Source organism: Butyrivibrio sp. AE3009 (genome assembly GCF_000420845.1).
Lineage (GTDB): Bacteria > Bacillota > Clostridia > Lachnospirales > Lachnospiraceae > Butyrivibrio.
The window spans coordinates 1-16450 of record NZ_ATVS01000039.1 but is presented as its reverse complement, the minus strand read 5'-3'; the positions used below and the strand labels follow the sequence as shown (position 1 = coordinate 16450).

Below are 16450 nucleotides of genomic sequence, written 5' to 3'. Positions count from 1 at the left end.
AAAAAAAATTGGGGTCAGACCCCAATCACAGAATGTTCACAATTTGAAAGGAGAGGGCGATGCGTAAAAGGTTACTGAGTGGAGTGTTGGCTGTGATAACGGCTGTGTCCATGTGTCCGATGACTTCTCATGCGGAGGAGGCAGGAAGTTTTGGAGAAGAAATCATGCTGGAGGAAGAGGTAGAGGCGCCAAAAGAGGACGAGCTTACAGAAGATATCGAGCTAACGGAAGATGCCGAAGCACCGGAGGATATTGAGGCGGCGGATGAGGAACTGACGGCGCATTCTGAAGAGGGACCGTCTGAAGCGGGACCTTCTGAGGTTACGGAATACTATGTGGCGCCTGGTTTTGAAGGCACTTATACCGTTGAGGAAGTAAAAGAGTATTTCGAAAACGAATATGACCTCTATGCGGGCACTGATGAAGACTCCGAAGAGGAAGCTGAATTTCTTGCCAGCGCTGAGGATATCAAGAAGGTCATGAAGCGCAGAGCTTCTTCCTATAAATACACGGATAGCAGCTTCAACGCCAAGTCGCTGATAGAGGGTGCCATGGTGGATTCCAATGAGACAGATCCCACCGGCGGCGATTATATCAAGGGTAATCTTATCGCCTACAGCGCATCGGGCTCAGGCAACAGCTCAGGCTGGACCATAGAGATCAAGTTCATGTGGGCTGCCTACGGCGACGCAGCATCTGAGGAAGCAGCGGTAACCGAGAAGGTTAAGGAGATCAAGGCTGAGCTTAACCTGACGTCATCTGCACTTTCCGATTATGAAAAGGTATGTGCGATCGATGACTATATGCAGAAGAACATTAAGTATCCTAATCCCTACGATGGTGCCTACGGTGCTCACGGAACATATGCAGCTCTTGTAAATGGTGTAGCTGTATGTCAGGGCTATTCAACAGCATTTTTACGCCTTGCCAGAGAAGCAGGAATCCCTGCCAAATACATTACCAGCAAGGAAATCAACCACGCCTGGAACATCGTCAAGGTAGAGGGCGGCACCGACCCCGAGAGGCCCTGGTACAACATCGACACCACCTGGGGGAGATTTTTGGAGAACGATGTTCAGTTCATGGACCACCCAAGGGACAAGGACTACAGAACTGACAGCTACAAGAAAAAACATCCCATATCACTGTACAACTGGGGCCTGACCACTGCAGGACTAAACATGCCAAATAAGGAATTCATCTTTAACTCCGTTGACGGCAGCGTTATGACTTCAACGGTGGATACTGAAACCAAGACACCTAAGATTATTGTTTTATACTACTATGGCGAGAGTAACCAATCAGCATTTCCTGCGCAGTTATTCAAGTCCCTAGAGTCCCACAAGATACTTAAGAGTAAAAAGATTGAAGTCTATGCCGTAGATGTTCACAATGACGTTGATTCGGTAAAAAAATACATGAAAGACAACGGGCTTGGTTCCGAGATCAAGTTCGCCGGTTGGAACCAGGGTTCCAACGATGCTGGAGATTATTATGGAGTTGATTACTCTCCTTTTGTGGTAATGATAGATGAGAACAACGTGGTTCAGTTCGCCAATGCCTATACCAGCGACTACATAACCAAGAACTTTGCCGCTTATGTCTGGGACACTTTCATGTATTACCTTGTGGAGGACTGGGATCACACAGCAGTACTTAAGTCCATAACCCTGGACAAGGCCACCATGAGTCTTACCAATGGCGAGTCCGATACCCTTGAAGTATCCTATAATCCGACAAAAACCTGTGATGACAAGACCGTAACCTGGACCAGCTCTGACGAAACGGTAGCGACTGTTACTTCCACCGGCATGAATACTGCAACGGTGACCGCAACAGGCTCCGGAGTTGCAACTATTACTGCAAAATGCATGAGCAAAACTGCAACCTGCCGTGTCACAACTTTTACTCCTATAACGGGTGTGACCTTAGAGCCGGAGCGCACCAGCGCCTTTGAAGGCGAGAAAATCCGCATATCTGCTGTGGTTTCACCAAAGAAGGGTGATGTAATCGGCGGATATAGCTGGGAAATCTCAGATCCAACAGTTGCTGCAATCACAGTATCCGATAACGGAGACTATGTGACTTTGACGGGTAAAAAAGCAGGTGATACCACCGTTACGGTAACAGCTGATGGCAAAACAGCCTCACAGGCGATATCCGTTATTTCGTCAAATGTGACCCTGGATTATCAGGGCGGAAGCGCAGCAGAGGGTGATCCTTTAGTTATTACCGGAGTTTATGGCGCAGCTCTTGGAGAGCTCCCGGTTCCTACTTATGAAGGACATGTTTTCCTTGGCTGGTATACAGGTAAGGACTGCACCGGAACCAAGGTTTCCGACAGCACCAGAATCACCAGATATGAGCTGGGCGAGAGCTTTGTCCTCTATGCGGGATACAAGGAAGCTCCGGAGGGAGCCATGACAATCCTTCCTGTTGCGGATCAGATGTATACAGGAGCAGCGCTCAAACCCGCAGTGATAGTCTATTACGGAGATGTGAAGCTAACTGCCGGCAAGGATTATACAGTTAAATATACCAACAACAAGAACGCCTATGCTCTTGCAAGCACGGATGCAGGCTTCTCTGAAAAGAGTGCGCCGACGGCTACGGTTACAGGTAAGGGAAACTTTGCGGGAACAGCGGCAGCTCCTTTCAGAATCCTTCCCAAGAACCTTGCGGACAACGATGTGACAGTTAACAGCAGTGCCCTTTATCTTACTGCAAACGGCAAGGTTCAGAAGTCAACGCCCGCCGTGAAATATGGTAAAACAGCACTTAAGGCAGGCAAGGACTACGACTACAGCTATCCCGACAGCGACGACGGCGACTATGTAAAAGCAGGACAGAACCGAGTTGTCATAACTGCAAAGGAAGGTGGAAACTACACCGGAACAAGAACTCTCATACAGACCATCGCAAGAGGAGACCTGATCAATATCTCCAAGTGCAAGGTAACAATCGGAAAGTCCTATGAGTATACAGGAAGTGCAATAACACCTGAAGTTACTGTAAAGAGCGGAAACACAACGCTTACCGAGGGCCGTGACTACAAGCTGATCCTGTCTGACAATATTGAAGTTGGCACAGCATCTGTTATTGTAAGCGGCATCGGCGGCTTTACCGGAGTTAAGAAGGGGGGCTTCAAGATAACAGGTGTCAGCATTGCAAAAGCAGACGTTACTTTAAACGAAGCAGTACATACCTACAACGGAGCAGCCCACGAACCTGCTGTTGCAGTCAAGTTAAAGAAGACAGATGCCGCATCCCTTGTAGAAGGAACGGATTATACAATTTCATATGCTTCCAATGTTAACAAGGGAAAAGCAAGCGTTATAATAACAGGATGCGGCAAATACACGGGTGTAGCCAAGAAGACTTTTACCATCGCAGCAGCGAAGCTTGATGTAGCAGATGTTACTTTTGCAAACGGTGATGCAGTGGGACTTGAGAGCTATGTGAAGGGCGGAAGTACGCCTGTGGTAACAGTTGTTTCTAATGAAAGAACTCTGAAGGCAGGCACAGACTACACTCTCAAGTACTCAGGAAACAATCAGATATATGAATACAAGGGAGAGGACAAGAAGGCTCCCACAGTGACCATCACCGGCAAAGGCAACTATGCAGGAACTAAGAAGGCATATTTTAGCATTGTACCTTCCAAGCTGCAGGATAGACTTGATGAAGGCGCCTATGCACTTGCGGGAGATGTGGTTTACAGCAGCAAGGCAGGTAAGTGGAAGGGTGCCGTGACTGTTTTTGACAGTAATGGTAAGAAACTGGTGGCGGGAACAGATTACCTTAAAGACATCAAGTACACCTACAAGGAGACAGGCCTCGAGATCGCAGCCACAGATGCCGCATCCCTTGTGGAAGGAACGGAGATCACTGCCACAATCACGGGAACCAAGGCCTACGAGGGAACAGTTCTCACAGCGGATTACCATATTATAAGTAGCGACAAGAACATCGCAAAGGGCATCACCTTTAAAGTGGCCGACAAAGAATACACCGGAAAGCCTGTTGTACTTAGCAAGAGCGACATCATATTCGAGGCCAAGGGCAAAGCTGATTTCACCGAGAGCTCTTTTGAAATCGTGGAAGGAAGTTATGTTGCCAATACAGTCAAGGGTACCGCTAAGGTGACAATAAAAGGTGTGTATCCATACGGTGGGACCAAGACAATATCCTTCAAGATTCTGCCAAAGCCTGTTAATTAGTACGATTTCCGAAAAAAGATATATTGGTGCCTGTCACTTTAGTATATTGAAGTGACAGGCACTTTATTATGCGAAAGTGACAGGCACTTTAATAAACTAAATTGTGATATAATATTAACCGTCAGCAACAAATCACAAGAAGGGGGTAGTGTAATGAGGAAAGTATTAGGTGGCGCCCTGGCAGGGCTACTTGCCATGACGCTGACTGTTTCCGGCGCGTTTTCTGCCGCGACAGTTAATGCAGCACAGCCTGAATTGGCTGAGTATGACAGTCTTGTGTCACTCGACACGCAAGAACTCACAGAAGTACAAGAACTCACAGAAGTACAAGAAATCACAGAAGTACAAGAACAAGAACTCACAGAAACAGAATTGGCTCAGGAAGGACTGACTGTGACCTACGAAGCCGAAGAGGCGGATGTCACAGGTATTCCTGTGGACACAAAACTGTACGAGATCGGTGACAGCGTAACTGTGTCCGAGGAAGTCCCTCATAGGGACGGCTACGACTTCATGGGATGGAGCCCTGTGGGAGACGGATCCAGAATCTACACAGGAGGGTATTCTTTTACCATTGAAGAAGACACCACTCTGACAGCGATATGGGAGAGCGACGAGGAGTCTTTTTACCCCATAGAGGAGGATGCGGAGGAAGCAGAACTTCTGGGTATATCTGCCAAGGAACAGCAGGTTATCAACGCTGTAGACAACTATGTCAATTCCCTGGATGGCGGATGGCTTCCCTATGACTACTATGCAAATGGTAAGTGGAAATCTAATACCTGCTGCGCCGTAGTTGACTACATCTGGGAGGCCGTCTACGGGCATAGCCGCAGGCAGAAGGATGATATGTTCAAAAGGATCAATTCCGCCGGTAAGCTGAAAGGTGCGGAAATTGCACAGTTCTTTAGCGACAACGGAGCAACCGCAGGTGATATCATCTGGTGCCACGATCCGAAGAAAACGGATGATGACTACACAATTACTCACTACATGATTCTTCTTGCTTACGACGAAAACGGCATCACCATCACCGACGGACACGCCGTAAACGACCACAACGAGATATGGTGCAATCATTCGACCATAGAATGGGATGACACCAAAAAGAATCATAACAAGTATTTTAACGGAAGCTGCTTCGTGTCTTTGTACCATGTAAATGAAGACGAAGAGGTAGTAGGCGACACTTCAGGCCCTGTAGGACCTACTCCTACACCTGCGCCCACACCCGGCGATTACTCGGGAAAATGCGGCGACAACCTTACCTGGAACATGAAGGCCACCGAGAAGGACCCATACAGCTACAAGCTTACCATCTCCGGTACAGGTCCCATGTATGACTATACCTACTATGACAAAGACGGTAACATAGCGATCCCTTGGGAAGCCAAGCTAAAGAGCCTTCGCGGTTCTAACTACCGTTTTGAGTCGGTGACATTTGAAGAGGGCATAACCAGGATCGGTAATTGCGCATTTAAGTTTTTTGCCCCCACGGTAAACAAAATCACGTTACCTGAGAGCCTCCAGGAGATCGGTGACAATGCCTTTGATACCTGTAAGATCAGTGGTCAGATCAAGTTTCCTGATAAGCTGTCTAAGATCGGAGAGGGAGCCTTTGCTTATTCAGAGTTTACAGGTGCGCTGGATCTGTCTCATGTAAAAAAACTTGGAGATGCAGCTTTTAAAGATACAAACTTCACAAGTGTCACCTTTGGCAGCGGGCTCACCGAGATTCCCGAAAACTGTTTCAGTTACTGCCAAAAACTCGGGGGAACAATCACCCTTCCCGAAGGATTATTAACGGTTGGATCAAGAGCTTTTTACTTCTATGAAAAAAACACAACCGAGAGAAAGTTACAGCTTCCAAGTACGATAGAAGTAATTGGCACAGAAGCATTTAATTGTAATAACCTGACGCAAATCAGCCCTATGTTCCCGGCTTCTCTTAAGAAAATCAAGAGCAGTGCTTTTGAGGACTGCGAGAACCTTGCGGGATCCATTACTTTCCCGGAGGAGATTGCCGTTAGTGATCGTGCATTCAGAAATTGTAAAAGTCTAACAGGTAAGCTGAACATTCCCGCCAAATTCTGGAGCGGCAGCGAGATGATTCACTATCATTCGGACGGCTCAGTGACCAGGAGACCGTACCGAGAGATTGCGGATTTCTGTTTTGCAGGATGCAGCGGCTTAACGGGCCTTACAATTGCTGACGGAATTGATGAGATCAGGAAATGTGCTTTCTACGGCTGCTCAGGCATGACCGGTGAGCTGGTGATTCCGAGTGCTATAGATATTGATCAGGAAGCATTTAAGGGCTGCAGTTCATTTACCAAGCTGACATTTAAGCATAGAAATGCCAAGAACGGGGAAGAGACAATCACAAGGACTCGTTTGGAAGAAGCCGTATTTGAAGGCTGCAGCGGCCTTACCGGCACTCTGACGATGTATGAGGACGACCTGCTCATCACAGGTGCAAGACTGTTCTATGGCACTAATTTCAAGGAAATCCATCTTGAAGGCCAGTGGTCCTACCAGCTGGATGATTCAAATAACTACTTATATGGCAAAGACAGAACCGGAACCTTCACCTCCAGAGCAGATTCCGAGTATCCCTGGGAGGATACGGTTTATGAGAACTATCCGCTCAGGTCTTTCCCCGAGGATGCGGTGATCTTCTATGATGATGCGCCTTATCGCAGATGGGGATATGACACTACTGCGGAGAGAATGAGGGAGACGCTGAAAAAATTCGGCTATCAGTACTGTTTTTATTCAGACTCTACATATACATCTCCTGCCAATCACATTGTGGATGCCAATGCACCGAGTACGGTTCTGGCATTGGATAAAATAGCCAACACGACTTATTCTTTGACACCGTTTTATCCCTACTATTCGGATCCCGAGGAGCTTAGCAGGATCACGATAACCGTTGCGGATGAGAGTATCGCTGAGGTTGTACGCTACGACAAGGATAACAGGAAGTACAAATTCGTACCTAAAAAAGAGGGTACCACCACCTACACCGTTTCCATAAACACCTACGGACACGGAGTGCAGACAGAGACAGGCACCATCAAAGTACTTAAGACAAAGGCGGATGAGAAAAAGATTGTCAAAGGCGTTTCTCTTAATTCAAGTGAATTAGAAATGGCCAAAGGCGAGACCTTCACCCTGAAGGCAACCGTTAGTCCCAGCACTGCAGCCAATAAGTCAGTGACCTTTAGTAGCACCAACGAAGCGGTCGCAACAGTAACCGCCAAGGGACTGGTCAAGGCCGTTGGAAAAGGAGAAGCCACCATCACCGTGGCAACAGTTGAGGGAGGTTTCAAGGCTTCCTGTAACGTTACTGTCACTGCCAACAGCTACAGGGTTATCCTGGACGGAAACGGCGCAGACAATGCACTGACAGCACAGGGCGCAGCTACAATGAATGCTCTGGACTGCGATTTTAACAAAAAATATACTTTGCCTCAGAACATTTATACAAAGGCAGGCTTCGTATTTGACTGCTGGAGCTCTGCGGATCCAAGTGACGATGAGGCTGTGGGAATAAGGCTTGCCGACAAGGCCTCTTTTACCGATCTGGTGAGTAAGCCCGACGGAGCCGATCCCGACACGGATTACAGCATCACGCTGTACGCGCAGTGGAGACCCGATAAGTCATATTCGGTAGTTTACGATGGCAATGGGAAAAAAGCATACGGCGCTACCGTTCTTGGTGTCATGAGGGATACAGAGGGCCTTGCCTACGAGGGTGAGTTCTATCCTGCGTCATGTCTTTTTACCGCAGAAGGCTGCAGCTTCGCAGGCTGGAATACCAAGGCGGACGGAAGCGGCATTGCTATTACAAATGAGATGATTCTGAGCGGAGAGGCGCTGTCACTTTCCAAGGATCTGGGAGTGGCACAGCTGACCAAGGCAGGAATCAGCAAGACTGTTTTGTACGCACAGTGGACGGCAAATAAGTACACCGTAGCCTTTGATCTTAACGATGAGGGTGAGGGAACGGCGAAATTTGCCGACAAGAGCTTCGGTGCAGGACAGCTGGGAACAGGGCAGCTTGGAACAGGCAAGAGTGCTGCTGAGAACGAGGGCGTTTATACCTTCGGTACTGCGGTTACTAAGCTTCCGGTAGCTGAGAGAGAAGGATATGTGTTTGGCGGATGGACGATGGTTTCCGGCGGGGCAGCAGTGCTTAAGTCAATTCCGGCTACACAGGCAGGAGACATTACGGTTTATGCGAAGTGGACGCCTTGGACATATTCGGTTAACTTCGATGCTAACAAGACCCAGGGCGGAAATAAGTTCGCGGTTAGCGGGAAGACTGCCAAGGCTACGGCGAAATATGGAGAAGAGCTGGATCTTGGCGCGAACTCTTTTATCAACAAAGGATACAGATTCATGGGCTGGTCCACAACTAAGGACGGCGCGGTGCCCGATGAGGGATTGTCGGCAGAGTCTCTGGCGGAGGGTGGAGTTCTCAGCTGGGAGGCAGTTGCGGCAAATGCGGCGCTGAGGCCCGATAAGAATAAAGACGTCGTTACGTTGTACGCAGTTTGGGAGCTGTCCGATTACACTTTGGAATATGAGCTGTGCGGCGGTGAGAGGAACGAAGGCGCAGACAATGTATATGCGGCGGCCTATACCTACGGAACGGGACTTGCGGGCGCGCTTCCGACACCGGTTCGAGAGAATTACGAGTTCGAAGGATGGTTTGCGGATGCGGGATTCAAGAAGGCGGTTAAGAAGATAGATGGTAAGACCTTCGGCGACATGGTGCTCTATGCTAAATGGAAGGCTCAGTACAGTGTAGTTCTGCACGAGGGACCGGATAGTTCGGCGGCGACTAAGACCTACGGTGGTTACGTATACAACAAGGCGAAGGCGCTTCCGGCAGTTCCTTATAAGAATGCGGATAAGGCATTTATGGGATGGTCGACATCGCCCGAGGCGGCAGCAGAGCTGGAAGTTGTGTATACGGACAAGGAGAAGATTACGGATCCTGAGCTGGTTAAGGAAGATGGCGGATTGACGCTGCATCTCTACGGCATATGGAGAGACAGTTTTACCATCTCGGCGGATTTTGACGGCGGAAGCTATGTGAAGGGGGAAAAGAATTATATCCCGGATTACTACACATACAGGGAGGTTGCGGCTAAGGCGATAACACTTCCTGCCAAGCTGGAGAAGAGCGGCTATAAGTTCGGCGGATGGTTTGATGCTGTGACAGGTAAGAAGGTCACTAAGATCAGTAAGACCGGCTGCGGCGACTATGATCTCTACGCTAGTTGGACGCCGCTTAGCTACGTGATCAGCTTCAAGGCTAACCAGCCTAAGGGAACAAAGGCTATCGGCAAGATGGCAGATCAGAAGATGGTTGTTGGCACCGAGGAAGACAATCCGCTTACAGAAGGCAAGTTCAAGGTCAGCGGCTACGTATTCATGGGATGGTCAACGAAGCCCGATTCGACAGGCGACCGGTATCAGGACGGAGATGTATTTGGTTTTGGCGCCGGTGGTTATCAGAAGAAAGTAACGCTGTACGGCGTGTGGGCTAAAGAGCAGTAATATGGTGACAGGCACTTTACTTTGGTGAAGTGCCTGTCACTTTGTTCTGCGAAAGTGCCTGTCACTTTAGTTAACTAAATTCTTTACAATATGCGAAAATAGTGCTACGCTAGCTTCATTGAAAGCAGAAGATCATTTCTACTCCTTTCGGAGTAATCACGAGTATAGGCGGTGGTTCGTGCCGTTTTCATCAGTCCGATGATCGTGATATCTTTCAACAAAATTTTTTTAACAGAAGAGGAAAAAGAGAATATGGCAACAGTAGTAAAGAGCATGGCTACTGCCGGAGTTGAGGGTTACATGGTGGAGATTGAAGCCGGAACCATCAAGTCGCCGCAGCAGATCATGTCGATCATCGGCCTACCCGACCAGGCCATCAAAGAGGCGGGAGAGCGCATACAGGCTGCGATTGAGTCCTGTGGATACGAGATGCCCAAGGAGAAGATTATCCTCAGCCTTGCGCCGGGAGATAAGAAGAAGCGGGGGGCCCATTTTGACCTGGGGATGATCATTGCGCTGCTGAGGCAGACGAGGCAGATACAGGCGGAGAGCCTTGGGGATTATGCTTTTATCGGCGAATTATCGCTGGATGGCAGGATCAGGCCCTGCACGGGGGTGCTGTCCATGGTGACGGAGGCGGCGAATTGCGGGGTAAAAGCGGTCGTGGTGCCCTTCGACAACAGGAAGGAAGCGGCGACGGTGCCGGGGATAAGGATTTGTCCGGTAAAAAGCCTCTCGGATACGGTGAAGGTGCTTGAGGGGAAGGGGGATGAGTTTTTTTGCGTAAAAGAGGATGAGGCTCCCGGCGGGAGTGATGAGGCGGGGGAGAAGGCAGTTTTTTTCTCAAATCTTGATTTCTCGGACGTGAAGGGGCAAAAAGAGCTGATTGACGCCATTGTGCTGGGTGCAGCAGGGGGGCACAATATTCTGATGATTGGGGAGCCGGGCTGCGGCAAGACGATGATAGCCCAGAGAATTCCCACGATTCTTCCCGAGATGACTGTAAAAGAATCGCTGGAAATCAGTAAGATTCACAGCATAGCGGGTCTTTTGGAGCCCGGGTCCGGGCTTATGAAAATGCGTCCGTTCAGGGCGCCTCACCATAATGTTTCACTGAATGCACTTATTGGAGGGGGAAGTTTTGCGCAGCCGGGGGAGGTGTCTTTGTCCCATAACGGGGTGCTGTTTCTGGATGAGCTGGCGGAGTTTAACAAGGCGACGCTGGATGCGCTGCGGCAGCCGATGGAGGATAAGAAGGTGACGATATCGAGAGTCAGCGGGAGTAACAGTTATCCGGCGAATTTCATGTTTGTGGCGGCGATGAATCCTTGTCCTTGTGGGTATTATCCATCAAAAAAATGTCGTTGCAGCGATTATGAGATTATGCAATATCGTGGAAAAATATCGGGCCCGATTCTGGAGAGGATTGATATTCAGAAGGCGGTGGCGCACGTGGACTTTTTTGACCTGGATAAGGCACAAGGGGGCGTGAGTTCGGCGGTTCTCCGGGAAAAAGTGGAGAAAGCGAGGAAGATTCAGCAGGAGAGGTTCAAGGATGCGCCGGGGATCAGCTGCAATGCGCAGATGACGTCAACGATGGTGGGGAATTATTGCAGGCTGGATGCGGAGTCGACGGCGCTGCTGAAGCGGGCGAGCGATAAGTTTGACTACAGTGCGAGGGTGATACATAAGCTGCTGAGGCTGGCGAGGACGAGTGCGGATCTGGACGGTGCGGAGAATATCAGGCTGCAGGATGTTGAGAGGGTGCTTGGGTGCAGGGATCTGGATGTGTCGAGTAGTGGGATGTATACGGTGAAGAGGTGATGAGGAGGGATGTGAAAGTGGTTGCGTGAGGCGAATGGCGGCGGTGAGAGTGGTTGTGATAGTCAATAGCGGCGATTGAGAGAAGAGGAGCGGCGGTGAGAAAAATAGATTTGAGGAGGTTGAGGGAGGTAAATGAGTATGAATTATGAGGATTATTCGGAAGAAGAATTGTATGTTTTTATGAGCTTTATTCCGGGATTTGGATGCGTGTCGCAGCATAAGCTGCTGGAGATGTGCCAGGGCGTGAGAGGAGCTTTTTTGGCGGATGGGGCGGATATTGGCGGAATGACGTATAGAGAGGCGAGGGAAATACCCGGTTTTGCCAAGGCGTTCAATGCATTTGTGAAGGGAAAAGAGGATGAGACTGTGATGGAGAAGGCTCTGGAAGTCCTGGGCAGGTGCAGGGAGCTGGGGATAAGCGTGGTGACGGCGGGTGATGAAGCGTATCCAAGGAGGTTCAAGGGGCGTTTGGAGATGCCGATTGTGCTGTATACAAAGGGGGAACTGCGGATAAATGAATTCGACAGGGCGATAGGCGTGATAGGAGCAAGGCGGTGCAGCAGAGAGGGGCGGGCCGCCGCCATAGAGATCTCGGAGGCGGCCGGAAGGAGCAAAGTTGCGGTTGTTAGCGGCATGGCGAAGGGGGTGGATTCCTACGCAAATACAGGGTGTATCAGGACCGGCGGGTACACCGCCGCGGTCCTTGGGAGCGGGCCGGATATCTGCTATCCCAAGGAGAATCTGCCGCTGTATGAGGCGATTATCGAGACGGGCTGCATTATCTCCGAGTATCCGCCGGGGACTGAGGTAAGGCCCTATGCTTTTCCTGCCAGGAACAGGATAATTGCGGCTCTGTCGGATGAACTCTATGCCATTGAAGTGGGCGAAAAGAGCGGGTCCATGACGACGGTGGAGTGGGGGAAGAGATACGGGGTGCCGGTTACTATGGTGGGGTAAAGTGCCTGTCACTATGGTGGATTAAAGTGCCTGGCACTTTAGTCCGCCATAGTGACAGGCACCAATAGAAAGGAGTTAGAGTATGTCAAGAGAACTAAAAGTTTGGTATCCCGGGGCAATATATCATGTGATGAGCCGGGGAAACCACAAAAACGATATTTATATTGATTCTGAGGATTATATCATGTTTTTAAAAATCTTGTCCTTTATGAAGAAAAGATACAATTTCAAGGTGCACAGTTTGTGCCTGATGACCAATCATTTTCATCTTCTCATAGAGACTACAGATGTATCGATAAGTCGTATAATGCAACAACTGCTGTCTAATTATTCGCATTATTACAATGATGCACATGATTTCGAAGGCCATGTTTTTCAGGGACGATATTATTCGAAAATCATAAATGACGACAACTATCTGCTTGAAGCAATCCGGTACATTCACATGAATCCGGTAAAAGCATCTATAGTTAGCAAGGCAGAGAAGTATCCATACACAAGCTACAGGGAATTTCTGAAAACGGAATATGAGCTTACGTTTCCCGGTTCTATACTGGAGCGGCTACTTAACGAAATCACAGATTTGAATCGTGTAAAAGAGTACTTTGGAGAGAACAAGGAGAAATATCGTAAATTTAATGAGGATCGTATTTCGCATCAGGATGCTGAGGCACAGATACAATTAGATATGAAAGAGGATGAGAGAGGTATACCGCTGTATTTGATGCGTCGGACTAAAGTGACAGGCACTTTGGAGGAGTGAAGTGACAGGCACTTTCGTAGGATGAAGTGACAGGCACTTTCGCAGAATAAAGTATTTACGGGAAAACGCATAATTCTTAAGAATTCTTAAGATTGTGACGGGTGTGTGAACAGCAGATGGGATGCGGGATGCAGCAGGGTTACAGACACTCTGGAGAAGCCTTCGTACGCAATACCGCAAAATACTTAAGATTCCTTAAGAATTGTTTACAAACCCGCATAAATACTGTATTGTATAGATATTGGATTTAGAAAAAATGCTAAAACGCAATCTACTCCATCGTGAGTAACTTATCATGCTGACGGCGTGTCCAATTCGCCGCATATTATTCCGGCATGATGAGTGTCTTTCAAACATAAGGCCCATGGGGATTGTCATTACCCACCACCACGCACGAGCCATGACGCACATTTGGCGGTTTTCTGTGCTTTCTTAAGTTTACCCTTTTTTAGGGGGCTGTCTTTCAAACCTGTGGGCTGAGTGTTTTGTCTTAATCAATGTCCAAGCCTGTGATTTTATATTCTTGCGGGCAAAAAAATTCAAACATATAATAAAGGAGAAAATATTGAGCGATAAAGATACCGTTTCACATGATTACATGTCGGACAACCAGCATTTTGCCGACGTGTGGAATTATTACTTACATGACGGAAGGCAGGTTATAAGGCCTGAAGATCTGGTCGATAAAGATCCTGTCGAAGAAGCTGTCGTGAAGAAGTATAAAAAGATTGTTACTACCAAAAGGCTTAGGGACATTCTTAAGGGCGTGACCATAAAAAGTGATGGACGAAGGATTTATGCGATCCTTGGAATTGAAAATCAGTCAGATGTCCATTATGCCATGCCGGTAAGAAACAACCTATATGATGCATTGAATTATGCTGGCCAGGTTGCAGATATAGCTAGGCAGAACCGAGAGAAGAAAAATGCGAAGGATTCATCGGAGTTCTTGTCAGGCTTTACTATGGAGGATAAAATCATACCGGTAATTACCCTGGTTATCAATTGGGGAGACAAGAAATGGGATGGTCCAACCAGATTGTCAGATATGATGGAGAATCTGGAGCCTGATTTAGAGCCATATGTTAATGATTACAGGATGAATCTTGTGGATCCGCATGTTATCGATGATTTCGATAAATTCAAAACAGAATTAGGAGATGTATTTGAATTCATTCGAAGACAGAACTCAGACGAAGATATACGGGCGATGCTGGACAAAAAGGGCCCCAATTGGAGCCTTGCAACGCAGTCAGTAAATGTGATCAATACCTTTACCGGAGCCAGTATTGCGGTAGATGAAGAGGAAGGAGGAAGAATCATTATGTGCAAAGGCATTGAAATGATGATTGAAAAGGGAAGAGAAGAAGGAAGAGAAGAAGGAAGAGAAGAAGGAAGAGAAGAAAGAACAGATATCATTAACACCCTTAATCAGAAATTGGCTGAAGCTGGCAGAACAGAAGATATTATTAAGGCTGCATATGACAAGGAATATCAGAAGCAGCTGATAATAGAGCTGGTGGATAAGGATTACGAATAATGGATGGTGATGTTGGAGCCTTCGGTGCGTGATGCGCCGGGGGCTTTTTTAGTGGGGTGAAGTGACAGGCACTTTAGGGGGATGAAGTGACAGGCACTTTAGCAGAGTAAAATGTGTCCTAAAATTCACAATCTTTCGCATTTCTTAAGAATTTTCGATGGTAAATCTTAAGAATTTGTTGCTAGAATAGGTATCAGCGGATTGATCCGCAGTCAAAATATCTGTAATATTCAAGGATTTCGAAGGCATATCGCCACATAATCCCAGAGGACAGACGAACAAAAACACAAAGAGGAGAACTATCGAATGGCAACAAAGTTAAGCTACAAGGAAGCAACAGGCGTGATAGAGTTCACATTAAAGGATGATGGAGTATTCCACTATTCATTGCAGCATTCCCCAAGAGCCCTGGCGGGATTGGTGAGTGCGCTGGAAGGAATCAAGCCGGAAGACATTAAGAGTATTGTGGTTGAGAACCCGATTGATCTTAGCAGTTTGGGAAAAGAGACAGTGATGGATCTTAAGCTGACCTTGAACTCCGGGAAAATAATGAACATAGAGCTGCAGACATATATGGACAGTTTCTGGAGACCAAGAGCGATACTGTATTTGTGCAGGGCCTATGACAGTTTAAAGGAAGGTGAGGACTACTCCAAACTAAAACAGACGATGCATTACTGCATAACGGATCAGAATCTTTTTCCCGAGAATCCGGAGTTCTATGCAAGGTACAGACTTCTTAATATCAAAAATCACAGATCCTACTCTGACATGTTGGGAATAAACGTGTTACAATTAAATCACGCAGAACTGGCAACTCAGGAAGACATAGACAATGGTCTGCTATACTGGACCAAGCTGTTTATGGCAAAGACTTGGGAAGAGATGCAGGCTCTTATGCTAGAGCATGAGGAAATTGAGGAGGTGGCGGATTTGATTCTGGAACTTAACACCGACAATCAGGCAAAAGAGATCTTGGAAGGACAGAGGCGCTATCGCGAGCAGCTGGCGACGGAGTATGCAGCGGGAGTCCTTGAGACGCAGGAGAAGTACGAGGCGATAATAGAGAAGAAGGACATGGAGTTTAATGCAATAATAGAGGATAAGGATGTAGAGATAGCAGATAAGGATGCAGAGATAGCAGATAAGAATGCTGAGATAGCTGACAAGGATGCAATGATAGCGAAACTGCTGGCGGAGAATGAAGAGCTTAAGAAAAAGAAATAATTGTTGTGGATAGAGGAGCCCTCGGTGCAGATGCGCCGGGGGCTTTTTTAGTGGGGTGAAGTGACAGGCACTGCGGTGGAGGAAAGTGACAGGCACTTTAGGGGGATGAAGTGACAGGCACTTTAGTAAGGTAAATTGTGTCCGAAAGTTCACAATCTTTCGCATTTCTTAAGAATTTTCGATGGTAAATCTTAAGAATTTGCTGCTAGAATTAATTCTGGGCTCGTTCAGAGCAGGTTGCCACAGTCTGTGGCAATGAGGCGTAATCGCCGCAATATTCCAGTATTTGAGCTACTTGAAAGGGATATACAGAAAAATTATAATAAAAGGAGATATTTAATGACA

Annotated in this window: 7 protein-coding genes; all 7 read left to right on the top strand. The window is 47.7% G+C overall.

The window, feature by feature from the left end; translation table 11 throughout:
* The first annotated feature begins 59 nt into the window (after positions 1 to 59).
* The 7 genes from G588_RS21795 to G588_RS0115305 all read left to right on the top strand — a co-directional run bounded on the left by G588_RS21795 (position 60) and on the right by G588_RS0115305 (position 16105).
* Positions 60 to 4220, top strand: a complete 4161-nt coding sequence (locus G588_RS21795) for a transglutaminase domain-containing protein (RefSeq protein ID WP_022779594.1) — start codon at positions 60 to 62, stop codon at positions 4218 to 4220.
* Between the two features lie 153 nt (positions 4221 to 4373).
* A complete protein-coding gene (locus G588_RS0115330; RefSeq protein ID WP_022779593.1) occupies positions 4374 to 9794 on the top strand; it encodes a leucine-rich repeat protein in 5421 nt (1806 codons plus the stop codon).
* A 198-nt stretch (positions 9795 to 9992) separates the two neighbouring features.
* On the top strand, positions 9993 to 11618 hold the full coding sequence (locus tag G588_RS0115325) for a YifB family Mg chelatase-like AAA ATPase (protein ID WP_022779592.1): 1626 nt from the start codon (positions 9993 to 9995) through the stop codon (positions 11616 to 11618).
* 138 nt (positions 11619 to 11756) lie between these two features.
* Entirely contained in the window at positions 11757 to 12575 is an 819-nt protein-coding gene (locus G588_RS20580) for a DNA-processing protein DprA (protein WP_022779591.1), read from the top strand.
* Between the two features lie 82 nt (positions 12576 to 12657).
* On the top strand, positions 12658 to 13338 hold the full coding sequence (locus G588_RS20575) for an REP-associated tyrosine transposase (protein WP_022779590.1): 681 nt from the start codon (positions 12658 to 12660) through the stop codon (positions 13336 to 13338).
* A gap of 565 nt (positions 13339 to 13903) precedes the next feature.
* Positions 13904 to 14878: an Rpn family recombination-promoting nuclease/putative transposase gene (locus G588_RS0115310; protein WP_022779589.1), complete on the top strand. Its 975-nt coding sequence runs from the start codon at positions 13904 to 13906 to the stop codon at positions 14876 to 14878.
* A gap of 306 nt (positions 14879 to 15184) precedes the next feature.
* Positions 15185 to 16105 (top strand): PD-(D/E)XK nuclease family transposase, encoded by a 921-nt coding sequence (locus G588_RS0115305; RefSeq protein WP_022779588.1) that lies wholly within the window; start codon positions 15185 to 15187, stop codon positions 16103 to 16105.
* Positions 16106 to 16450 lie beyond the last annotated feature (345 nt).

Bases quoted from the DNA above. Each gene is read 5' to 3' on its own strand.
- G588_RS20580 (WP_022779591.1), top strand. From the start codon at position 11,757: ATGAATTATGAGGATTATTCGGAAGAAGAATTGTATGTTTTTATGAGC.
- G588_RS21795 (WP_022779594.1), top strand. From the start codon at position 60: ATGCGTAAAAGGTTACTGAGTGGAGTGTTGGCTGTGATAACGGCTGTG.
- G588_RS0115305 (WP_022779588.1), top strand. From the start codon at position 15,185: ATGGCAACAAAGTTAAGCTACAAGGAAGCAACAGGCGTGATAGAGTTC.
- G588_RS20575 (WP_022779590.1), top strand. From the start codon at position 12,658: ATGTCAAGAGAACTAAAAGTTTGGTATCCCGGGGCAATATATCATGTG.
- G588_RS0115325 (WP_022779592.1), top strand. From the start codon at position 9,993: ATGATCGTGATATCTTTCAACAAAATTTTTTTAACAGAAGAGGAAAAA.
- G588_RS0115330 (WP_022779593.1), top strand. From the start codon at position 4,374: ATGAGGAAAGTATTAGGTGGCGCCCTGGCAGGGCTACTTGCCATGACG.